General features: G+C 61.2%; 21 protein-coding genes, 1 tRNA gene and 1 pseudogene. 16 read left to right on the top strand and 7 right to left on the bottom strand.

Annotated features, from left to right (window positions below):
- The first annotated feature begins 28 nt into the window (after positions 1–28).
- Together DES43_RS07795 and DES43_RS07790 are read left to right on the top strand one after the other, a co-directional pair.
- Positions 29–1,096: a BMP family ABC transporter substrate-binding protein gene (locus tag DES43_RS07795; protein ID WP_035028829.1), complete on the top strand. Its 1,068-nt coding sequence runs from the start codon at positions 29–31 to the stop codon at positions 1,094–1,096.
- A gap of 236 nt (positions 1,097–1,332) precedes the next feature.
- Positions 1,333–1,980 (top strand): glutathione S-transferase family protein, encoded by a 648-nt coding sequence (locus DES43_RS07790; RefSeq protein ID WP_035028584.1) that lies wholly within the window; start codon positions 1,333–1,335, stop codon positions 1,978–1,980.
- A 12-nt stretch (positions 1,981–1,992) separates the two neighbouring features.
- Here DES43_RS07790 and DES43_RS07785 read toward each other — a convergent pair whose 3' ends face one another.
- A complete protein-coding gene (locus DES43_RS07785; RefSeq protein ID WP_035028827.1) occupies positions 1,993–2,640 on the bottom strand; it encodes a TerC family protein in 648 nt (215 codons plus the stop codon).
- Positions 2,641–2,874: 234 nt separating this feature from the next.
- Here DES43_RS07785 and DES43_RS07780 point away from each other — a divergent pair.
- From DES43_RS07780 to DES43_RS07775, 3 genes are all read left to right on the top strand, one after another.
- Positions 2,875–2,964 (top strand) — tRNA-Ser (locus tag DES43_RS07780).
- Positions 2,965–3,140: 176 nt separating this feature from the next.
- Entirely contained in the window at positions 3,141–3,311 is a 171-nt protein-coding gene (locus DES43_RS22330) for a hypothetical protein (protein WP_156953506.1), read from the top strand.
- 761 nt (positions 3,312–4,072) lie between these two features.
- A complete protein-coding gene (locus DES43_RS07775; RefSeq protein ID WP_133674888.1) occupies positions 4,073–4,465 on the top strand; it encodes a hypothetical protein in 393 nt (130 codons plus the stop codon).
- Here DES43_RS07775 and DES43_RS07770 read toward each other — a convergent pair.
- Positions 4,445–5,443: pseudogene (locus DES43_RS07770) on the bottom strand (AraC family transcriptional regulator). The gene DES43_RS07775 and the pseudogene DES43_RS07770 overlap by 21 nt on opposite strands.
- Positions 5,444–5,602: 159 nt before the next feature.
- Here DES43_RS07770 and DES43_RS07765 point away from each other — a divergent pair.
- From DES43_RS07765 to DES43_RS07720, 10 genes are all read left to right on the top strand, one after another.
- On the top strand, positions 5,603–7,258 hold the full coding sequence (locus tag DES43_RS07765) for an AMP-binding protein (RefSeq protein ID WP_035028581.1): 1,656 nt from the start codon (positions 5,603–5,605) through the stop codon (positions 7,256–7,258).
- Between the two features lie 50 nt (positions 7,259–7,308).
- Positions 7,309–8,499, top strand: a complete 1,191-nt coding sequence (locus tag DES43_RS07760; RefSeq protein ID WP_035028577.1) for an acetyl-CoA C-acyltransferase — start codon at positions 7,309–7,311, stop codon at positions 8,497–8,499.
- A gap of 217 nt (positions 8,500–8,716) precedes the next feature.
- Entirely contained in the window at positions 8,717–9,904 is a 1,188-nt protein-coding gene (locus tag DES43_RS07755; protein WP_035028575.1) for a septal ring lytic transglycosylase RlpA family protein, read from the top strand.
- A gap of 106 nt (positions 9,905–10,010) precedes the next feature.
- Positions 10,011–11,171 carry a D-alanyl-D-alanine carboxypeptidase family protein gene (locus DES43_RS07750; protein WP_084496536.1) on the top strand — a complete coding sequence of 387 codons (1,161 nt, stop codon included), beginning with the start codon at positions 10,011–10,013 and terminating at the stop codon, positions 11,169–11,171.
- Positions 11,172–11,214: 43 nt separating this feature from the next.
- A complete protein-coding gene (gene tmk, locus DES43_RS07745) occupies positions 11,215–11,889 on the top strand; it encodes a dTMP kinase (RefSeq protein WP_035028573.1) in 675 nt (224 codons plus the stop codon).
- Positions 11,886–12,926: a DNA polymerase III subunit delta' gene (locus DES43_RS07740; protein WP_035028571.1), complete on the top strand. Its 1,041-nt coding sequence runs from the start codon at positions 11,886–11,888 to the stop codon at positions 12,924–12,926. Before tmk ends, DES43_RS07740 begins: the two co-directional genes overlap by 4 nt.
- A gap of 90 nt (positions 12,927–13,016) precedes the next feature.
- Entirely contained in the window at positions 13,017–14,567 is a 1,551-nt protein-coding gene (gene metG / locus DES43_RS07735) for a methionine--tRNA ligase (RefSeq protein WP_035028824.1), read from the top strand.
- Entirely contained in the window at positions 14,567–15,367 is an 801-nt protein-coding gene (locus DES43_RS07730) for a TatD family hydrolase (protein ID WP_035028568.1), read from the top strand. The genes metG and DES43_RS07730 overlap by 1 nt, the downstream gene beginning before the upstream one ends.
- Positions 15,364–16,182: an MBL fold metallo-hydrolase gene (locus DES43_RS07725; protein WP_035028565.1), complete on the top strand. Its 819-nt coding sequence runs from the start codon at positions 15,364–15,366 to the stop codon at positions 16,180–16,182. The genes DES43_RS07730 and DES43_RS07725 overlap by 4 nt, the downstream gene beginning before the upstream one ends.
- A 500-nt stretch (positions 16,183–16,682) precedes the next feature.
- Positions 16,683–17,312 (top strand): DUF433 domain-containing protein, encoded by a 630-nt coding sequence (locus DES43_RS07720; RefSeq protein ID WP_035028562.1) that lies wholly within the window; start codon positions 16,683–16,685, stop codon positions 17,310–17,312.
- Here DES43_RS07720 and DES43_RS07715 read toward each other — a convergent pair.
- From DES43_RS07715 to DES43_RS07700, 4 genes are all read right to left on the bottom strand, one after another.
- A complete protein-coding gene (locus DES43_RS07715; protein ID WP_035028559.1) occupies positions 17,290–18,639 on the bottom strand; it encodes a hypothetical protein in 1,350 nt (449 codons plus the stop codon). The two genes, DES43_RS07720 and DES43_RS07715, sit on opposite strands and share 23 nt — an antisense overlap.
- A gap of 112 nt (positions 18,640–18,751) precedes the next feature.
- Positions 18,752–19,645, bottom strand: coding sequence for a diacylglycerol kinase catalytic domain-containing protein (locus DES43_RS07710; protein WP_133674886.1), 894 nt, complete (start codon positions 19,643–19,645; stop codon positions 18,752–18,754).
- Between the two features lie 12 nt (positions 19,646–19,657).
- Positions 19,658–20,641: an SPFH domain-containing protein gene (locus tag DES43_RS07705; RefSeq protein WP_133674885.1), complete on the bottom strand. Its 984-nt coding sequence runs from the start codon at positions 20,639–20,641 to the stop codon at positions 19,658–19,660.
- 4 nt (positions 20,642–20,645) lie between these two features.
- Complete coding sequence (locus DES43_RS07700; protein WP_133674884.1) at positions 20,646–21,395, bottom strand: NUDIX hydrolase; 750 nt, start codon at positions 21,393–21,395, stop codon at positions 20,646–20,648.
- 404 nt (positions 21,396–21,799) lie between these two features.
- Between DES43_RS07700 and DES43_RS07695 the strand changes: the two genes are divergently transcribed.
- On the top strand, positions 21,800–22,012 hold the full coding sequence (locus DES43_RS07695; RefSeq protein WP_133674883.1) for a type II toxin-antitoxin system TacA family antitoxin: 213 nt from the start codon (positions 21,800–21,802) through the stop codon (positions 22,010–22,012).
- 134 nt (positions 22,013–22,146) lie between these two features.
- Here the strand turns inward: DES43_RS07695 and DES43_RS07690 are convergent.
- Positions 22,147–22,770, bottom strand: a 624-nt coding sequence (locus DES43_RS07690; RefSeq protein WP_208110824.1) for a hypothetical protein, incomplete at its 5' end; no start/stop codon positions are given.

Below are 22,770 nucleotides of genomic sequence, written 5' to 3'. Positions count from 1 at the left end.
GGAAGTTAAACCTCAGATGGAGAACAAAATGAAGAAAACATTCGTAGGCCTGATGGCGGCGGCAGCCGCGCTGGCGCTGACCGCGCCGGTGCAGGCACAGGAAAAGTTCAAGGCCTGCTGGATCTATGTTGGCTCGATTGGCGATTTCGGCTTCTCGTTCCAGCACGATCAGGGCCGCCTCGAAGTCGAGAAGGAGTTCGGCGACAAGGTCGAGACCGCTTATCTCGAAAACGTCTCCGAGGGGCCGGACGCTGCGCGCTCCTTCGAACGCATGGCGCGCGACGGATGCAAGATCATCTTCGGCACATCATTCGGCTTCATGGATGCCGAGCTGGAGGTGGCGAAGAAATTCCCGGACGTGAAGTTCGAGCACGCAACCGGCTTCAAGACCTCCGAGAACATGGGCGTCTACAATATCCGCTTCTATGAAGGCCGTTATGTCAGCGGGCAGATCGCGGCAAAGCAGTCCAAGGCCGGGGTTGCAGGCTACATCGTTTCGTTCCCGATCCCCGAAGTGGTGATGGGTATCAACGCCTTCATGCTCGGCGCACAGTCCGTCAATCCGGATTTCAAGCTGAAGATCGTCTGGATCAACTCCTGGTTCGACCCGGGCAAGGAAGCCGACGCCGCCAAGGCGCTGTTCGATCAGGGCGCGGACATCATCGTCCAGCACACGGACTCGACCGCACCGCTGCAAATCGCGCAGGAGCGCGGCCTGCATGGCTTCGGTCAGGCAGCCGACATGGTCAAGTTCGCCCCGCAGGCACAGCTTACCGCGGTGGTGAACAATTGGGGTCCTTACTATGTCAGCCGCGTCAAGGCGGCCATGGATGGCACCTGGAAGGCCGAAAATCTTTGGGAAGGCTTCAAGGACAACATCATCTACATGGCGCCCTACACCAACGTTCCGGATGAGGTCGCCAAGGAAGCCGAAGCCACGGTGGAGAAAATCAAGGGTGGCTGGAACCCCTACACCGGCCCGATCACCAAACAGGATGGCTCGGAATGGCTGAAGGAAGGCGAAGTCGCCGACGACCAGACCCTGCTTGGCATGAACTTCTACATCAAGGGCATCGACGACAAACTGCCGCAATAAGCAGGCCGCGATGTTGAACGGGAAGGGCGCCCCAGCGGCGCCCTTTTTCGTTCCATGGCGTTCCGCCTGCTGACGGAACGATGTCAGGATCAGGCTGATAGAGAGCATGCCACCCGAAAGCGGGAACCGGTTTCGGGCGACATGCGTAAAAACAGGAACCTGAAGCGCAAGGAGCGGATCTGAAAGATCGTGGCACGCTTTAGGTGATATGATGGCGCTACGTCAGGGAGGTTAAGATGCTCACTTTCTATTGCATGCCATGGTCGCGCTCCTCCGGCGTATTCTGGTTGCTGGAGGAAATCGGGAGCCCTTATGAAATCGAATTGATCGATATTCGCGCTCCCGCAGGCGTTCCCGAAAGCTACCGGAGCATACAGCCGAACAAGAAGGTGCCTGCCATCGACCACGATGGCATCGTCGTCACCGAACGTGCAGCGATAACCATTTATCTGGCAGATGCCTTTCCGGAATCCCGGCTGGCGCCGCCGATCGGCGACAGCCGGCGCGCGGCCTATCTGACACGGCTCGTCTATTGCGACTCCGTTCTCGATCCCGTCATTGCGGCACGCGCGCAGGGCTGGCGTTACGATGGCGGCAACAGCTTTTCGTTCGGCCTGTTCGAAGACATGGTGGCCAATCTCGAACGAGTGCTTTCTGTCCAGCCCTATGCGGTAGGGGACAGCTTTACTGCAGCCGACACGCAGCTCGCCTCAGGCATCCACTTCACGATGAATATATTGAAGGTCTTGCCGGATCTGCCTGTTTTCCGCGATTACATCGCCCGCGCCTTCGATCGCCCGGCCTATCGGCGCTATGCCGAAAAGGAGGCCCAACTGGCAAAGCAGGTTACGCCGCCGCAGTTTCAGGCGCCTTCAACACAGTAGCGCCGATCCCGATCAGGTCAGGGTGCCGTTGACATATGGCCACAATTCCATTCCGCCCCGGTAGATCATGTCGAGGGCGACGTAGAGAATGACGATCAGGCCGATATAGGCGATCCAGCGGTAGCGATGCAGAAGCCGGGCGATGAAGGACGCTGCCAGCCCCATCAGTGCGATCGAAAATATCAGACCGACAATGAGCACGGAAAAATGATCCCGCGCTGCGCCGGCGACAGCCAGCACATTGTCCAGCGACATCGAAACGTCGGCAACCACGATCTGGATCGCAGCCTGTACCAGCGTCTTTCGCGGCGCCCTGCCGGCTGACGGTTGCTGACCGTCGGCCAGCGCCTGGGTGGCCTCCTCTTCATCTTCGTGGGAGGTGCGCAGTTCCCGCCACATCTTCCAGCAGACCCAGAGAAGCAGGATGCCACCGACCAGAAGCAGTCCCAGAATGGCAAGAAGCTGAACGGCGATGATTGCGAAGATGATGCGCAGCACCGTGGCGGCCAGAACGCCGATGAGAATGGCTTTCTTGCGCTGGTCTGCCGGAAGCCCCGCCGCCGCAAGCCCGATGACGATCGCATTGTCCCCCGCCAGAACGAGGTCGATGAAAATCACCTGAAGGAGCGCAGTGAAGCCAGCCGCGGTAAATATTTCCATCGCCAGAATGCCAATGTCCATGTGGGAGGGTGTCGCCGGGGTACGCCTCGCAAGCAAAGGCGTCAAGGGTTGTCCCCGGCTTCAACGTGCAACTGTCGTGAAGTTCACCGCAACCTCCCTGAATACGGCGCCGGCAGAATATCGGGATTTCAGTGCCGTCCACGAGTTGACGCCGTGGCACGCTCGGCGCTAAAGCCTTGGCCGTCTGAACCGCCAGTTCATGTGCTGGTGCGGGGAGGGGTGGCCGAGCGGTTTAAGGCACCGGTCTTGAAAACCGGCGTGGCAGCGATGTCACCGTGGGTTCGAATCCCACTCCCTCTGCCATTACTCCATATAACGCTGAACGAGATGGTGGTGCGGCTGGCGGCCACGCGATCGGTGCGGATCAGCCGCAGCGCATTCCCGGCCAAAGTGAAATCACCCGGCCGTGGGCGGCCAGTTTGGCCGGATACGTCAAGAAATGACGGCATCAACGGCAACCCTTGCCGGAATATTGCTCGATGGGGAGATACGCCGTGCCCGGACAGGCCGATCTTGTTGCCATGGGTGCCGATCTTGTTGTCATGGGCGAAGAGCCAGCCGGATCGGTATCCGCGCTTCTTGCCGCCCGGAACTGGCTACGGGTACTTCTGGTCGACCCGAGCGGACCACGCCACGCCTCGAAGGCATGAGCCTGCGGCTGCGCCAATGACTGCAAGGGCAGGGGTCGCTTGAAGGGTTTCCCGGTCTGGGCGGCCTTTCCGGCGTGAAACGGCATGGCGGGCCTGTCACAGGCCGCCAATAGCGAATATGTGGCGGCGCGCGCCGCGCTGGATCGATTGGTTGCGCAATGCCGCTCAGGCGACCGGAGTCGAGTTCGTGCCAACCACATACCGGCCTGAGGCCGAAGGAGTGATGCTCGCGGACGGCGATATCATCCACGCACCGTGCATCATCGACGCGCGAGGCCGCAACGCACATCGTGAACGCAAGAACAGAGGCCCCGCGACTCTGGTCATCTGCGGATGGGCGAGCGCTGCTGGCATTCGGCAAGGAAGACGAATTGCGGCGATAGAGCAGGGGTGGCTGTGGCGCATTGCCTTTCCGAACGGGCGTGTATGGGCGCAGTTCACGGGCGATGCGGCACAGCCCGGCAATCTCGATGAACGGTTGCGGCATGCACTGGTCAAAGCAGAGCCGGATGCATCCGGCATCGCTGTAGAGGGGGCCTCCGCTCGCACGCGAAGCCGCGCCGTTGCTGTCATGCTTGCCGGACGATCTTCGCATCCTGCCCGTCGGGGATGCGCTGGCTGCCGTGGATCCCCTGTCGGGGCACGGTCAGTTCTGGGCAATATCGAGTGCCTTGACTGCAGCCGCCGTTCGGCGCTCTCTGGACCCACGCCCCGGTGAAGAAAGCCAAAGACCATGCCAACGCTATCTCCACGGGCGCGCAATGGAAACCTGCCTTCGCAATGCCCGGACAGATCGCGATTTCATCCATATGGAAACACGTTTTGCAGAATCGCCATTCTGGGCAATGCTGAGGAATTTCTCCGACGATCAGCCGGCTCACGAAAAGCTCGATGCCTGTGTGCTCGACAGGGCACCTGTCGTTCGAAATGGGTTGATCGAGGAAATGGAGATTTTGCGCACGCCACGCAGCCCCAAGGGGACAGGCTGGTTTGCCGGCATTCCCGCGGCAGGGGCCTGGCAGGTTTTCAGCCAGGGAGGAGCCGCAGCCCTGCACCAAAAATGGGGGCCTGTAGCCACCCGATTGAAGAATGTTCTGCTAGACGAAACGAAGTCGGATCAACCGGTTGAGAGATCAACCGTCCATATTGCCTGAAGAGCTGCGCAGATCACCCGGGCTCATGCCTGTCCAGCTTCGGAACGCCCGGTAGAAGGCGCTGGGTTCCGCAAAGCCAACTTCGACCGCGATTTCCGCCACTGTGAGGCTGCTTTCGCGCAAGAGGGAACGGGCGATGGCCGCCCGCAATTCGTCCTTGATGACCTGATAGCTCTGGCCTTCGGCGCGAAGACTTCGGCGCAGGCTGGCTGGCGACAGCCTCATGCGATGTGCCATGGTGTCGAAATCCGGCCACTCCAAAACCGGGCTTGCGCGCAGCTGCGCGCGGATGAGGGCGGTCCTGCCGACTTCGTGGCGATAGCGGATCAGGATGTTGGCCGGCGCCTCACGCAGGAAATGGCGCAGCTGCTGCTACGAGCGCACTATGGGCAGGCTGAGCAGGCTCGCGTCGAAAGTGACGAGACTGTTGGGCTGGTTGAAGCGCACGGGCGCGCCGAAGAACATGCGATGGTCATTCTCGCGCTCGGGCGGCGGACTGGCGAAATCTACCTGCCGCAGCGGCAATTGCCGCCCCACCAGCCAGCAGGCAATGCCGTGCAGTATCAGCCAGAATGTACGGTATGCAAAGGCCGATCGGGGTCCGTTGCGGTCCGTCAGAACGATGGTGGCAAGGTCGTCACGCAGTTCAAGCTCGCCACCGGGATCGTCCAGCACGATGCGGAGGAACCGCAGGGCCCTGCGCAAGGCGCGTTCGAGTGTGCCGGCGTGAAGGACCGCATGGCAGAGCAGTGCAAAGCTTCCCGGCCGCATCGGACGGGCGCCGAGCCCGAAAAACTCATCGTCGGCCGCCTCGGCCATTGCGAGCCACATTCGGCCATACTGCCGTGCAGAAACGGGCGAAACGACCTGCGCAGGCAGGCCGACCGAAAGCAGGATAGGGCCGGCGTCGATGCCGCGATGGCGCAACGCTTCCACCGCGTCCTCCACAAATACGGGCGCAATCGTCTTTCGATCCAAATCCTGCCTCCCTGAGCGGTGACCGGAAAAGCCGGTTACTGGCAAAATCGATCAGATATTTCGGCATCTTGTGTCATTGTTTGCAAGAGCGGGTCGCACATATCAACTGGGACTGGCTCCGGCTGGAAACCGATTTTGCGACGGGAGGAAACAGGGAAAATGACACAGCCAGCAGTTTTCGGTGACGCCCTGTCCTATACGGACGCAGTGGCGAACTTTCAGCCCGACAGTGTCGAGCGGCTTCTGTCAGGCAGCTTCGCGACCGGCATCAACGCCTGCGTGGAGTGTTGCGATCGCCACGCGGAACCAGGCCGCGTGGCTCTCGACTGGATCGGGTCGGACGGTCGCCACGAGCGCTTTACGTTTTCCGATATGAAAGCCTGGTCCGCGCAGGTTGCCAACCTCCTGACCGAGCTTGGGGTGAAGCCCGGCGATGTGGTTGCGGGATTTCTTCCGCGCATACCGGAACTGATTGCCACCGTCCTTGGGGTGTGGCGCGCAGGGGCCGTCTACCAGCCTTTGTTCACGGCTTTCGGCCCCAAGGCCATCGAGCACCGGATCGGCATGAGCAATGCAAAGCTCGTGGTGACGGATGCCGCCAATCGCGCCAAGCTCGACGATGTCGCCAACCTTGCCAAGGTTGCAGTCATCGTCGGTGAGGACCAGACGCTTCGCACCGGCGACATCGACTTCCGCTCCGCTGTCGCCCGGCAACCGGCCGCGTTCGAACCGGTCATGCGCCGTGGCGACGATCTGCTGCTCATGATGTCGACCTCGGGAACCACCGGACTTGCAAAAGGTGTCCCGGTGCCGATCCGCGCCCTCGCGGCATTCGCGACATACATGCATTTTGCGATCGACCTGCGTCCCGACGACGTGTTCTGGAACATCGCCGACCCCGGCTGGGCTTACGGCCTCTATTATGCGGTGACCGGCCCGCTCCTGCTCGGCCATGCCACGACACTTTGCGAGGCGCCGTTCACGGTCGAAGGCACCTACGATATCGTCGAAAAGTTCGGCGTCACGAATTTCGCGGGTGCGCCGACCGCCTATCGCATGCTGATCGCTGCCGGCCCTGAGGCGGCGGCGCGCATCAAGGGGCGCCTGCGCGTGGTGAGCAGCGCCGGCGAGCCCCTGAACCCCGAGGTGATCCGCTGGTTCGACCAGCATATGGATGCGCCTATATTCGATCACTACGGGCAAACCGAGACCGGCATGATCGTCAACAATCACCATCGCCTGCCTTATCGGCTGCGGCCCGGTTCGGCCGGTTTCCCGATGCCGGGCTTCAAGGTCGCGGTCCTCGATGACGAAGGCAACGAGGTGGCCGCCCATCAGCCAGGCACGTTGTGCGTCGATCTTGGCAACTCGCCGATGATGTTCTTTTCCGGTTACTGGCAGCAGGAGACCGGATCGATCCGCAACGGCTACTACTGGACCGGCGATACGGTCGAGATGGACGAGGAAGGCTGCGTGACCTTTGTTGGCCGCAACGATGACGTGATCACCTCGTCCGGCTACCGGATCGGTCCGTTCGATGTGGAAAGCGCATTGATCGAACACCCTGCCGTGGTCGAGACCGCCGTCGTCGGCGTGCCCGACCCGGAGAGGACTGAACTCGTGAAGGCCTTCGTCGTGCTGTCGAAAGGCTATGACGGAACGAACGAACTGGCCGAGGAGCTGCGGCTGCACGTTCGCAACCGCATGTCGGCGCATGCCTATCCGCGCCTGATCGAGTTCGTCGACAAACTGCCCAAGACACCCAGCGGCAAGATCCAGCGCTTTCTTTTGCGCAAGCTGCATACGGACAATTAAACCGCCCCACGGAGCTGAAAACTCCGGCGCGATCTTCAGGGAGTGCAGAAATGAGCGAATACGATCCAATCGTCATAGTCGGCTCCGCCCGGACGCCCATGGGCGCGTTTCAGGGGGGACTGTCCGACGCCACGGCCTCGCAGCTTGGCGCAGCGGCGATCCGTGCCTCGCTTGAACGGGCCGGCGCAGACCCGCAGGCGGTGGATGAGGTCGTCATGGGGTGCGTGCTCCCGGCCGGGCAGGGGCAGGCGCCCGCGCGGCAGGCTTCTCTGGGGGCAGGTGTGACCCGTGCCGCTGGCGCCACGACGGTCAACAAGATGTGCGGCTCCGGCATGAAGGCGGCCATGCTGGTGCATGACCTTCTGCTGGCGGGCAGCGCCGACATCGCCGTCGCAGGGGGCATGGAGAGCATGACCAACTCTCCCTACCTGCTGCCCAAGGCGCGTCAGGGCTATCGCATGGGCCATGGACAGGTGCTCGATCACATGTTCCTCGACGGCCTCGAGGACGCCTACGATCGCGGCCGGCTGATGGGAACATTTGCCGAGGACTGCGCCGCAGAGTATGGCTTCACCCGCGAGCAGCAGGACGCTTTCGCCATCACCTCGCTGACCCGCGCCCAAAACGCCATCGCCGACGGTTCGTTCGGCAACGAAATCACGCCTGTGGTTCTTGCGGGCCGCGCCGGCGAGCGCAGCATCACGGTCGACGAACAGCCCGGCAAGGCCCGGCTCGACAAGATACCGACCCTGAAGCCGGCGTTTCGTTCGGGCGGCACGGTAACCGCGGCCAATTCCAGTTCGATCTCGGATGGTGCGGCGGCGATGGTGCTTATGCGCCGCTCAAGGGCCGAAAAGCTCGGCTTGTCGCCGCGCGCCGTGATTGTCGGGCATGCCACCTATGCCGATCAGCCGGCAAAGTTTCCGACCGCGCCTGTCCATGCCATTCGCCGGCTGTCAGAGAAAACAGGCTGGGCGACGAGCGACGTGGACCTTTATGAAATCAATGAGGCGTTCGCCGTCGTCGCCATGGCTGCAATGCGCGATCTCGACCTGCCACATGAACGCGTCAACATCCATGGCGGGGCCTGCGCGCTCGGGCACCCCATCGGCGCATCGGGCGCGCGCGTTATGGTCACATTGCTGGCGGCTCTGGAAAAGAACGGTCTTTCGCGTGGCATTGCCTCGCTGTGCATCGGCGGTGGCGAGGCGACGGCGGTCGCAATTCAGCGTGTATCCTGACCGGAAAAACGAAAATCTCCGGTGTCGGACCGGCGGCGAATACGCCCCGGTCCGACACAAAGATGCCCGTTTGCCGCCACAATCGGTTAACAGGCCGCTAAGAAATTCCTGCGCAAATGGCCCTGAGCGGAAGCAGGAGGCCATGCCCGGGATCGGCGCGAACAGCGAACGGTCCCGTTTGTATGACCTCTTTCTTTGAAGTCAGGGGATCGTCTCGATGCAGGTCATGACGCGGCAGCGTTTTCGTCGCACTCTCACAATCATGTCCCTTGCCGTATCGGCGATCGCTCTGGCGGCCTGCGGAACCCCGCAGCCCAAGGAGCAGGCCAAGGCGCGCTCAAAGGAATATTTCCCCGAATCCAAGTACGGCGTAAAGGCCAGCCCGCGCGTCGCGCACGGCTCGAAGATCAGGCGGGGCGGCGGACGCGATCAGGTTGGCAAGCCTTATCAGGTCGCCGGCAAGTGGTACTATCCCAAGGAAGATCCGAAATATACCAGGACAGGTTCTGCCTCCTGGTATGGCGATGCATTCCACGGTCGCCTCACGGCCAATGGTGAAGTCTACGACAAGGAACACCTGACGGCAGCTCATCCCACCATGCCGCTGCCGAGCTATGCCAAGGTAACCAATGTCGAAAACGGCAGTTCGGTCATCGTGCGCGTCAACGATCGCGGGCCATACCACGGCAACCGCGTCATCGACCTGTCGAAACGCGCCGCCGACATGCTTGGCTATCGCACAGCAGGCACGGCCAGGGTAAAGGTCGAATATGTCGGCCGCGCGCCTCTGGAGGGCGACGACGAGCCCTATCTGGTTGCCTCCTATCAGCCCGGAAACGGTGTGCCCGTCCCGTCGATGGGGCTGCCGACCGGAGTTATGATCGCCATGAACGGCACGACACCAGGCGGCGGCGTTCGCGGAATTCCGTTTCCGACACAGGGGGGCGGATCACAGCAGGCGCTGGCGTTCGGGGAGGTTCCGCTGCCTGACTATGGTCCCGCCGTGCCGATCCGCCCGGATTCCGGTCTTCCTTCCGACTCGCCTTTCGCGCTGGCATCGCTTTCCTATGCGGATGAGCGCGTGGCTTCCGCCGCACAGGCGTTTGCAGCCTTGGACCGCGGCAGCCTGACCTCTCAGGCGGTGGCGGATTCGTGGAAGAGAAGCAACGCGGGGCAGGCGGGAGCGGATTACGTGGCAGCAGGCACCTTCGACAGCGCGGAAGAGGCAAGCCGGCTTGCAAAGCGCCTTTCCGGGTTTGGAAGAGTGTCGATCCGCCAGTCTTCGGATAGCGGCAGGGAATGGTATGCCGTGGAGCTCTACGGCAACGGTCGTGCCGATCTCGACACCTTGCTCCAATCGGCCTGGTCGAACGGTGCGCCGGATGCGCTGGTGGTGCGCAACTGATTTTTGCGTGCAGAGCTTGCGCAAAGTTGCGTGGCTGTTGATTCGCGACGCAGCACCCTGCTAGCTTGAGCCAGTATCCGCAAAAGGCAGCTTCGGCATATTTTCCATGTCATCTTTCCTGCGTGCGCAGTTCCTTTGCCTGATCGCATTCGTCTGCCTCGGCGCAGGCACGGCTTGCGCTCAACTGTTCGAAACCAGGGCGGCGCAGGCTTTCATGATAGATGGCGAAACGGGCAGCGTGCTGTTCGCCAAGGATGCCGACGCACCGGTTCAGCCGGCCTCGCTGGCGAAGCTCATGACGCTGGAAATGGCGTTCGATGCGGTGAAATCCGGGCGCCTGACGCTGGACGATACCTTCGTCGTCAGTGAAAACGCATGGCGCACCGGCGGCGCGCCATCGCGCACCTCGACCATGTTCGCGGCCGTTCGTTCCAGCATCAGGCTGGAGGATCTCATACGCGGGATAGCCGTGCAGGCGGCCAATGACGGCTGCATCGTCATCGCCGAAGGGGTCGCCGGCTCGGAAACCAACTTTGCCCTCCAGATGACGGAACGCGCACGCAAGATCGGCTTGCAGAAATCGGTATTCGTCAATTCGACCGGACTGCCAGCCGAAGGCCAGATGACCACCGTGCGCGAGCTGGTCCACCTCGCCCGACATCTCCAGCAGAGCTATCCCGATTTGTACCCGCTGTTTGCCGAAACGGATTTCACCTGGAACAAGATCAACCAGCGCAATCGCAATCCGTTGCTGGCCATGGACATCGGCGCGGAAGGGCTCGCCGTGGGTGCAAGCGAGCAGAACGGTTTCGCCATTGTCGGCGCAATCCACCAGAACGGCCGGCGCGTGATCGCGGCGCTGAGCGGGCTGGCGTCCGATCGCGAGCGCGCCGAGGAGTCGCGCAAGCTTCTGGAATGGGGGCTGCGCTCCTTCGAGAAGACGGAAATCTTCGCGGCCGATGAGGTGGTCGGCACCGCACAGGTCTATGGCGGCGCCAAAAGCGGCGTGCCGCTCAAAGCCAGGGGGGCGGTGGACCTGCTGTTGCCGACATTCAATCGCGACAAGCTGACGGCGAGGATCGTCTATCAGGGGCCGTTGCCCGCACCGGTGGAGGAGGGGCAGCAGATCGGGGCGCTGCGCATATGGATCGGCGACACGCTGAGCCAGGAAATGCCGCTTTACGCAGCCGAGACGGTGGAGGTGGGCGAACTCCACAGCCGGGCATTCGATGCCGTCAAGGAACTGGCCATCGGCTGGCTGCGCTGATAAGCGGTATCGACACCGCGACAACGGAATGAAACATCAGCCAGTGCGCCAGGGATTCTTCATAAGCTTCGAAGGCGGGGAAGGGGCCGGCAAGTCCACCCAGATCGAGCGGCTGGCAGCCAGGCTGCGCGCCAAGAAATACGACGTCGTCGTCACGCGTGAGCCCGGCGGTTCGCCCGGCGCGGAGGCGGTCCGCCACGTCATCCTGTCGGGCGCGGCCGAACCGTTCGGGCCGAAGATGGAGGCGATCCTGTTCGCTGCCGCGCGTTCCGATCATATCGAACAGCTCATTCGTCCAGCCATCGAGCGCGGCGCGATTGTGCTGTGCGACCGCTTCGTCGATTCCTCGCGCGTCTATCAGGGGGTGACCGGAGGGCTGCCGGCCGATTTCATGGCAGCGCTCGAGAAGGTCACGGTAAACGGGATCATGCCGGACCTGACCGTCATTCTCGATATCGATCCGGTCGATGGCCTCAGGCGGGCCAATGCGCGCCGGTCCGCCGGCGATCCGCCGGACCGTTTCGAAAAGGAAACCGTGGAAACGCACCAGCGCCGCCGCGAAGCTTTTCTCGCTATTGCACAGGCCGAGCCGGAGCGCTGTGTCATCATCGATGCTGCTGCGGCACCGCAGGATGTCGAGGATGCGGTCACAGAGGCGGTTTTCGCAAGGCTGGCCGAGCGCACAACTGCCGCAAAGCCCCGGAGTGCGGCAAAGTGATGTTCGAACGTCTTGCACCCGAACAGCACGATACGCTGGAAGGCGTACCGGAACCGGCCGAAACGCCGTTTCTCATGGGGCATGAGGAGGCTGCGGCCATGCTGGTTGGCGCCTATCGCGCCGGCAAGCTTCCCCATGCGCTGATGTTCGTCGGCCCGGTGGGAATAGGAAAGGCGACGCTCGCCTTCCACCTGGCCCATCATCTGCTGAAATATCCGCGCCACCAGGAGTCGCCGGCACAGCTCGCCATTCCCGACCCTGCCTCGCCCTTGTTCAGGCAGATCGCGCAGGGCGCTCATCCTTCCGTCCTGCATCTGACACGACCGCTCAACGAGCGGACCAAGACCTACAAGTCGGTTGTGACGGTGGACGAAATCCGCAAGGTCGGCAGCTTCCTGTCGCTGACCTCGCATGACGGTGGCTATCGGGTAGTAATCGTCGATCCGGCTGACGACATGAATACCAACGCCGCCAATGCGCTCCTGAAAAACCTCGAGGAGCCGCCAACGCGCACGCTGTTCATCCTCATCGTCCATGCGCCGGGGTCTTTGCTTCCCACCATCCGCTCCCGTTGTCAGGTGGTTCGCCTGTCGCCGCTGACGCCACAAAGTCTCGGGCAGGTGATGGAAGCCACAGGGCAGGGCACCGGCGACGATAATTTGCTCTCCCGGGCAGGGGGCAGTGTACGAAATGCCATTCTGCTTTCCCAGTATGGCGGACTGGAAATCGCCGGGGCGCTGGAAAACCTGGTGCGGTCGGCGCGCTACGAGATCGGCGCCGCGCACAAGCTCGCGGATGTGGTGGCGGGCCGTGACGGAGCCGTTCCCTTCGACATATTCAATCGCCACGCGCTCGATCTGCTCTCGGAAGAAGCCAGGCAGGCCGCACTTGCCGGCGATCTGGCCCGCGCCAAATCGCTTGGCGATGCTTGGCAGGAAGCGCGTGATGCGATAATCGAAATGGAAACCTACAATCTGGACAAGAAGCAGCACGCGCTTTTGATGATCGACCGCCTGAATTCTGCATTTCGAATGTGATGCTCTGCCTTGCCGCGGGATGGCAATCGCCATCCCGATGCTATATCCACCGCACATTCATTCCTTGCAGACTTCAAAACGGTCCCTTTCATGTCGCGCGACAGTTTCTATATCACCACCGCCATTTCCTACCCCAATGGAAAACCGCATATCGGCCATGCCTATGAGCTGATCGCCACGGATGCGCTGGCGCGTTTCCAGCGTTGCGACGGCCGGCAGGTGTTCTTCCTTACCGGCACCGACGAACACGGCATCAAGATGCTGCAAACCGCCAGGAAGGAAGGCGTTGCCGTTCGCGAACTGGCCGACCGCAACGCCGCCGAGTTCCAGCGCATGGCCGTCGCGCTCAACGCCTCGAACGACGATTTCATCCGCACCACCGAAGAGCGCCACTACAAGGCATCGCAGGCGATCTGGAAGGCGATGGCGGCCAATGGCGACATCTACAAGGGCGGCTATGCCGGCTGGTACTCGGTGCGCGACGAAGCCTATTACGGTGAGGAGGAAACCGAGCAGCGCGAGGACGGCGTGCGCTACGGTCCGCAAGGCACGCCCGTCGAATGGGTGGAGGAGGAAAGCTACTTCTTCAGGCTCTCCGCCTATCAGGACAAGTTGCTGGCGCTTTACGAAAACCAGCCGGACTTCATCGGTCCCGCCGAGCGTCGCAATGAGGTGGCGAGCTTCGTTCGCTCCGGCCTCAAGGATCTGTCGATCTCACGCACGACCTTCGACTGGGGCGTGCCGGTGCCGGGTGACGAGAGGCATGTGATGTATGTGTGGGTGGATGCCCTCACTAACTACATCACCGCGCTCGGATATCCTGATGAAAACGAAGAGAAATGGAAGTTCTGGCCCGCCGACGCACATATCATCGGCAAGGACATCGTCCGCTTCCACGCCATCTACTGGCCGGCCTTCCTGATGTCCGCCGGCATCGAGTTGCCGAAGCGTGTGTTCGGCCACGGGTTCCTGTTCAACCGCGGCGAGAAGATGTCGAAGTCGCTCGGCAATGTCATCGATCCATTCACAATGGTCGAGCATTACGGCCTCGATCAGGTGCGCTATTTCTTCCTTCGTGAAGTGCCGTTTGGTCAGGATGGCAGCTACAGTCATGAGGCGATCGTCAATCGCACCAATGCCGATCTCGCCAACGATCTCGGCAATCTGGCGCAGCGGTCGCTGTCGATGATCGCCAAGAATTGTGGCGGCGCGGTTCCCGCGCGTGGCGAACTGGCGGAGGCCGATAGCGCCATCCTCGCGCAGGCAGTGGATGCTCTGGCGACCGCGCGCAAGGCGATGGCCGAGCAGGCGATCCATCAGGCCCTTGCAGCGATCTTCGGCGTCGTTGCCGAGGCAAATCGCTATTTCGCGGGACAGGAACCGTGGGCGCTGAAGAAGACCGATCCGGTCCGCATGGAAACCGTGCTGTGGACGACCGCCGAGGTCATCCGCCGCGTCGGCATCCTGTGCCAGCCTTTCATTCCCGGCTCCGCGGCCATGCTGCTGAGTCTGCTCGCCGTGGACGAGGAAGCGCGCGGTTTCGACAGGATCGACACGCTGGAGGCTCTGGTGCCCGGAGCACCGCTGCCGCCGCCGCAGCCGGTGTTTCCGCGCTATGTCGAGCCGGAGCAGAACGCCTGATGCTGGTCGACAGCCACTGCCATCTTGATTTCCCGGATTTCGCCGACGAGCGGGCTGAAGTCGTAGCCCGCGCCCGGCAGGCGGGCGTGGAACGCATGGTGACCATCTCCACCCGCGTGCGGAAATTCCACCAGATTCGCGAAATCGCCGAAACTTTCGATGAAGTCTATTGCTCGGTCGGCACGCATCCGCACAACGCGGCCGAAGAACCGGACGTCACCGCCGACGATCTGGTGCGACTTTCCGGGCATCCCAAAGTGGTCGCTATCGGCGAGGCCGGGCTCGACTACCATTATGACCACGCACCGCGCGAGGCGCAGGCCAGGGGCTTCCGCACCCACATCGCGGCCGCGCGCGAGACCGGCTTGCCTCTGGTCATCCATGCGCGCTCGGCCGACGAGGATATGGCTGCGATCCTCGAGGAGGAAATGGGGAAGGGGGCTTTTTCCTTCGTCCTGCATTGTTTCTCGTCGGGCAGGCGGCTGGCCGAGGTCGGCGTGGCGCTGGGCGGCTATGTATCGTTTTCCGGCATACTCACCTTCCGCAATTCGCAGGATATCAGGGACATTGCCGCCACCATACCCCGGAACCGCCTGCTGGTGGAAACCGACGCACCTTACCTTGCGCCGATCCCGCATCGCGGAAAGCGTAACGAGCCCGCTTATGTGGCCCATACCGCAGCTGTTCTGGCCGAGACGATCGGCGTCGACAGCGCTGAAGTGAGACGGTTGACGACAGATAATTTCTTCTGTCTTTTCAGCAAGATGCAACGACCGGATGAAGTGGTGTCGAAGGCGTGAGCGACCGGTTGCGCTTTACAGTTCTGGGGTGCGGCTCGTCTCCGGGCGTGCCGCGCATCACCGGTGACTGGGGCGCCTGCGATCCTGCCAATCCCAAGAACCGCCGCACGCGCGCCGCTGCCATGTTCGAGCGTATCAGGGAAGACGGCCGTCGCACCACTGTGGTCATCGATACCGGGCCGGATTTCCGCGCCCAGATGCTGATGGCGGGCGTCAGCCACATCGATGCCGTACTCTACACCCATCCCCATGCCGACCATATCCACGGCATCGACGATTTGCGCGGCTATGTGCTGGAACAGAGACGTCTGATCGATATCTACGCCGACAGCTTCACCATGGCGCGGCTGCGCGAGGCATTCGGCTATTGCTTCGAGACGCCGCCCGGAAGTTCCTATCCGCCGATCCTGTGGGCGCGCAATATCGATCACGGCCGGCCGGTTGCTGTGGAAGGAGAGGGCGGTGCCCTCACCTTCGAGCCGCTGCCGCAAGTGCATGGCGACATCACTTCACTTGGCTTCCGCGTCGCGGACGTCGCTTATTGCCCCGATGTCAGTGCCTTCCCCGAAGCCACGGCCGCACGACTGAAGAATCTCGATCTGCTCGTCATCGACGCCTTGCAGTACCGCCGTCATCCCAGCCATTTTTCGCTTGGCGAGGCGCTGGAATGGATCGAACGGCTGAAACCGGATCAGGCCGTGCTGACACACATGCACATACCTCTGGACTACGCGACCGTTCTGGCGGAAACGCCAGACAACGTACAGCCAGCCTATGACGGTCTGGTACTGGAATTTCCCATCGCATCGGATTGATACCGCTGATTGCCGGCCGGGCAATACCGGTGCCGCTTAGCGGAAAGTTCGCTAAATCGCCACGTACAGATTCTGCACGGTCATTCCGGGGATTGGCACGACAAGCAGTCTTTGAAGTTTCGCAATCGAGTTCTGAAAAGCCGTCCAGTTTCGTTTGTCACACACCCATTAGTTCCAAAGAGTGCGGTTTCGCTATCCGTTGTTTTGGGTATGACCTTCTAATTCCTTGGTGTTTTCGGAATTAAAACGACGATGTGTGTTGCATCGTGAAATCGGTGCTGTTTGTAGCGCAGCGTTCAAAGCGAATACAGCAACGGACAAGGCCGCGTAGCGGCCCTCATTTTTCCTCCTGTTGCGTCATAAGGCGAAACCGGTAGTGGCCGTGCACAGGGACGGGCCGGCGCGCTTTCAAATGGCGCCGTAGCCGGACCGTCCCTGTGTGCGGGCACGGATTACATTTCATCTTGTCCAGATATATATTCTCCGCGAGGAGAACAAATATGAACCTGTTGCACCGAGAGTACACGCCGGCGGAGGCGGCCGCCGTGATCGGGATAAGCGTCAAATCCGTCCACAACGCCATCGACAAGCAGGTCATCTCGATGAGAGAGCCTCGGATCGGCAGGCGGACGCTCACGGATAACGATCTTCTGGGTCTCAAACTCTGGTATGGCGTTGGCTCGATCCTCTCCGCCGAAAGGAGGAAACGCCTTTTTGAGACGATCGCGAATGATCCCGAAATAGAGACCTTAAGAGCCGACGATTATCTGATCGTCGACGTTGCTCGGGCTCGGACGCAACTTGCTGTACGCGCAGACACGCTGCGGGAAGCTGAGTCTGCGATCCATAGCACCAAAGACATCTTGAGCGGCGAGCCGGTTTTCAAGAATACCCGCGTCCCCGTTCGCGCCATTGCCGCCATGAGATCGCAAGGGAATAGTGTCGAAGAGCTGCTTGAAGGCTATCCCTCTCTTACCGCACGCATGATCGAATTCGCAGAGATCTGGACGGCGGCTCATCCGGCACGCGGCAGACCCAAGACTCTCTCTGAACGAGGGTGGAAGGTAAAGTCGACAAAGAGGATTCCGCTGAACGCCATCGGCAAGCTTAGTCGCCCCAAGAGTATTTAGGAGGCGGCGGATCCCCTTCTGGATCGGCGAGGTCGTCGATGTCTGGAAAAAGATTCTCGTTCACCAGATGGGACGTCAAAACGTCGATGCGGTTTTGCGCTTCCAGATGCGCAAGCCGCTGTTCTGCCCAAGCAATCATTTTTAAGTACTCTGGGCCAGCATGCTGCAACGAGCTGCCAGATTCGGCGATCGTCGCTCGAAGATCGGCAGCCTCTTTTTGGTAGTCGGCAAGCTGACGCAAAAACGCCAACCTCTTCGCCTCGCGCTCCTGACGCTTCTTATGTAATTCTCGTCTATGCGCCATATGCTGGCGCCGCCGCTCTTGTTCCTCTCTTTCTTCCCGCCGGGCTTTATCGTAGGCGAGATGAAAGACCACACCGTCCGTGATCGCGTCGAGCATCGATTCCAGACTTTGATGCTTGCCGTCACCCCAGCGTTTCCTGGCGCCATCAGCCCAATTCAATATCTCGAAGGTCAGCTTCCCCGAGTAGATATAATCGTATTCTTGCCAGAATTTCTCTGGATATAGCCATTGCCCTCGACGTTGTGCTGCTTCGCGTCGCCGTTCATGGTCATCATGCTTCTTTTGCTCAGCTGGCGTAGGCTTGTGTTGCTCTCGGCTCCGACTCTCGCTGATCTCAAAACGTACGTCGTCCGGCGGAACGGCTGCTTCAATCCCTTTGTCGCTGCAGTCGACAACCACATTCCTGGACTCAAGCGCAATGACGAGATGGTGGAGGACGGAAATTACACGGGTCACTGAGCTCTTGTGGATCCGGATTCCGGGCACTGACACCTCGCCATGATCGTCAGCCTTTGCGGATCGAAGAGCGGTGACCAAACCCGATATGGATGCATGGGGGCGTCTCACGGGCTCGAGGACAACTGGCGTCTTGCTACTGCTTTCTTTCGCAGTATCGGCTTGTTTCCGCTCTACTTTTCGTTCGACCTTTGATTGCTCGACAGCTTCCGCCGCCTTCTGAGTGGCGAAGGCGACATATGGATTAACGGCAGGCTTATGTCCGCCTATGTGTACGGGTTCGAGAGCAGGATTCTCCAATTTCCAAAGGGGTGTTTTTGTGGGCTGCTGGCCCGCCTCTATCTTTGCCCAATAGCCACGACTAGGCACGGGGATGTGATATCGAAGGCAGGTCTTGGCCAACCCGCGGTCAGAAATATCGAATTGCTTGGCAAGCGTGGCGATCGGGGTTGACCAAACGAGATCATACAGCTCTTGCCGGCTAAAAGTACGCTTCATCACGCCACTTCTTTTTACTGTTAGACCATCTTTGACGATGCTCTTGATCGCCGCCTTCGATCTCTGCAAGGCGCTTCAACAAGATGTTGCCTGCGTCTTCAACCCTTCAGAGTCGTTCATTCAAACGTGGCATTGCGTAAGAGTAGTTTTCGCCAGGCTTCCGCGTTTTTCTCCTTCACTTTTATCCAGTGACGAGATTGAGGGTGCGTGCCGAAGGTGCGACGGTGAGGCGGCGGCCCCAGTCGAAGGCAATCCGGTCTTGCTCCATGCCGTCCGCGAAGATCGTGCCGCCCTCGTTCATGCGCGAGGTGATCGTCAGACCGCCCCCGGAGAGTTTTCCGGCACGCAATGTTGTTCCCGTGGCCACGCTCGGAAACGGTTCGCGCACGAAATAGGCGACGGCCTTTTCCTGCGGTTCCAGTGACAAATGGATCCCGGTCGCCTCCATGATCGAGCGCGCCCAGCCGGTGGCGCCGGTACCGGAGGCGACGATCAGGCCGCTTGAGCTATGGTTTTCCTCCGCTGAGCCCACCGCGATGCGGTAGCGCGCAGACTGGTGGCTGCGATGCCCGACGAAAACTTCGTTGAGCGCGAGGATGTGTTCGCCGTTTTCCAACAGCGCCTCGACCATAGTGCGGCGCTCCAGTGCCACATCGTCGTGGACGCTGGCCGGGAGCAGCCTCGCAAGACGCTCGGGCGCGATGCGCACCAGAACGCCGTCATAGAGATCGGGAGCGGGATTGACGCCCAGCACCAGCTGACCGTCGAGATACTTGGCGACGTTGGCGACGAGCCCATCTTGCCCGACCGCGACTACGAGATCTTCCGGCCCGAACAGGAAACGGTCGAAATCGGCCCGCCGCACCAGTGTCTGCCGCCATTCGCTGGGAACGGTCGTGCGCGCATGGTGCAGCACGTCGACAAACCGTTCGTGCCGCGCCTCTACCTCGGCGAGCTGTTGTCCGCGCGTTTCGAGGAAGAAACGAGCCTGCTCGCGCGTGGCGTGGCGTGCGAGCAAAAGCTCGTAGTCTGTCTCGCGCGTCACGAAGACGGCGCGGGGCGCGTTGGTGGCCATGGCCGGCTCTTCCTAGCGCGCGTCGACCACCGGCGGCACCTTGCGGAAGCCCTCGGCGAGGCTTGCCAGCAGATCCGGCGTCACGTTGACATGGTCGATCCTGTCGAGTTTGGTCGCCAGCTCGCGAGCGGCAAGCCCCATCATCACCGCCGGCGGCAGGTCGCGGTAGATTGCCATGCGGGCAAGCTCAGCCTCCGACTTCGCGGTCTCCAGCGTGCGGATGCGCCCAGCTTCCGCCTCGGCTTCCACCTGCATCGCCTCGGCCTGTCCTGTGGCGCGGTTACGCGCATTTTCCGCCTCCTCCACGATCAACAGCTTCTCGCGCTTGGCGAGTTCGACCTTGTTGGCCAGTTCGTTCTCCGCGATAGCCCGCTCCTTCTCCACTGCCAGGGCCCGCCGCTCGAAGGTCGCCTCGTCGGCCTTCTGCTGCAACGCCTCGAAGGTCGGTGTCTGGAGCGCACGCTCCAGTTCGCTGGTCGGCGTGAGGCTGGCGAGTCTGACAGCGACCACCGCGACCGCGATCTCACTCAGGCTCGGTGCCTCAGCAAGCGCGGCCTCGATGCGGGCGCGTAGCGGCTCGATACCAGCGTCGAGCAACGCACGCACCGGCGCGGCGGCGAGATATTCAAGCGCAGCCTGGCTGACGAGGCCGGCCAGCCGTGCCTCGATACGTTCGATCGGCTCGCTACGGGGCTGCCCGTTGTTCAGCGCGACGCTGAAGTCGACGCGGCTCGCCAACACTTCGGGATCGGCGACGCGCCATGTCAGCACGCCCTGCACGGTAACGGTCTGGAAGTCCTGACTGCGTCCCTTGATAAACAAGGTCGCCTCGCGGTCGTCCATAGGCACTTCCGCGATGCTCGATGTACCCGGCCCGAACCAGAAGACGAGGCCGCGCCCGCTCTGGCGGATACCCTTGTTGCCGTAGCGGATGACATGGCTGCTGGCATCGCTGCGGAGCCGCGCCAACGGGCCAAAGTTACGTATCTTGGCCATGATCCTATGTCCTTTCCGATGCTTGGCTAAGTGGTTTGAACCGGTAGAGTTCAGCGGGGCGGAAGGATGCGCCGATCTCTCTCTCGCCGGTTGCCTCGACCCAGCCCTTGTCCAGCATGCGACGCCGGAAGGCCGGCTTGTTGAGTTGCACGCCCAGGATCGCCTCGTGTACGTCCTGAAGTTGGCGCAGCGTGAAATACTCGGGCAGGAGCGCAAAGCCGACGGACGAATAGTCGAGCTTGCCGCGCAGCCGCAGCATGGCCAGGCCGAGCATATCGGCATTGTCGAAGGCGAGGGGCAGGGGGCCGTCCTCGCCGACCGCGGCTACCGGCCCGCCGGTCTCGCCCGGCCAGTGGACCGCAACGCGGGCAAGCGTCAGGTCTCCCGAGGAGTTCTTCAACGCGGCGGCATAGCGATCCGCGGGCAGCAAGGCGAAATAGGCCACGCTGATAATGCGCATGCGCGGATCGCGATCAACCGCACCGAAGGTGTAGAGCTGTTCAACATAAGCGTCGTCCATCCGCGCTTTCTCGCGCAGCACGCGATGCGCGGCGGCGTCGAGCGACTCGTCGATGCCCACGAAGCCGCCGGGCAGTGCCCATTTGTCTTTCGCTGGTTGCTCGGTGCGCCGGATCAACAGGACAGCCGGCGCGCCATCCACGACCGACATGAGAATCAGATCGACGGCGACAGAGGGGCGCTCGTACTCGGCGGGGTCATAAGTTTGCAGGAACTGAGTTTCTGTGTCGGTCATGGCAGTAACTTATATCCAACATGCGCATTAGATAGAAGCTTTATGCATATAAGTCAACGGACGCAGATAAGGCCATGCGTCTGAACCGACTTAGGGGCCTATGCGCGGTGTTGCAGTTCCATATCAGGCACGATGCGGAGCCTATCCTCGTCCCGTTTGGTCCAGCGCATCAGGTGGCCAAACCGCCGAGCAAATCAGCTCTGAATCGAAATAGGGGACAACGCAATGTTCATGGATCCGGCAATGATAATCGTGGGTTGTCAGCTGCCAACAAGGAGCCGCCTAGGCTGAATGCCATCTGGCTGTCCGCTCAGAAGAGATCCCGTGCTATCATGGGAAAACCATTCCCCTAGCTGATGGAGGCTGCCTTCACGAACGACCAAAACGACCAAACAATATCAGTGGTGATCGAGCTTCGCTTTTCACCTGAAGAACTGGCCGACATCGACCGGGCTGCTCAGTATGAAGGCCTCGACCGAGTTACATTTTTACAACGCGCAGCCATTCCAGGCCTGAGAGACGCGTTGCGTATGTCTGACATTCTGCAATCTCTCGAGGGCGCTGGAGGTGAAGACCCTATCTTCCATTGGCCGACTCCACCGGAGAAAGAGAAGTGATGACGACCGCAATCGGCAGTTTTCCGCAGCCAGTGCCGATCGAGTACGTAGCCGACGGCTAACGATATTGATGGCCATGTCATCTGCTTTGCGCCAGAACCGGACATCGGCGTGTTCGTTGCGCCAACGTCCTCCTAGATGGCGGCTAGATCGTCGAAGACACGCAACTCGGTCTTGCAGCGTAGCTGCTTCCAGGCAAACTGCATCGGCACCGGGTGCCGGAAGACCAACTCACCTTCGATGAGCGGGGTGGTGGTCAGATCGAGGGACTTGGCCAGCAAATCGGAGTGAGCCCGGACAATCGCCAGCCGATCGAGATGCTTGAGCAGGAGGTCACGCTTGCCATCGACCTCAATACCCCGAAAGTCGGCCAGTTGTTCGGCGATCTCGCCGTCGGTCTTCCTAAACTGGACGTCCTTGCACTCCATGATGAGGACTCGACCGGTCTCTGGGTTCCAGGCGAGAACATCGACGTCGCCGTAGTCGACAGGGAAACCTCGGCCCAGCAGTGCCGTGATCCGGACTTCTGCACGAGTCTGCCACCCAAGCTCCTGCATCCTTGCCGCCACTTCAACAGCAAACTGGTGCCCGCGGCGATCCGAGGACTTGCCCGCCCATCGCTTCATCTTCGGGCTGAGCTGATAGCGGCTGAAGTCGCCTCGATGTTGATTTCCGCTGAGAGCTGACCCGGGATTGAGGGATTTTTCCATTGAGAAGTGACCCATGTTTGAACCCACCCCTGCTGGTTGATTGCAGGG

Origin of the sequence: Aquamicrobium defluvii (assembly GCF_004363725.1) — a bacterium.
GTDB classification, from domain to species: Bacteria; Pseudomonadota; Alphaproteobacteria; order Rhizobiales; family Rhizobiaceae; genus Mesorhizobium; species Mesorhizobium defluvii.
Note: the sequence above shows the minus strand (reverse complement) of the source record. Positions and strands in the feature narration are given on the sequence as shown.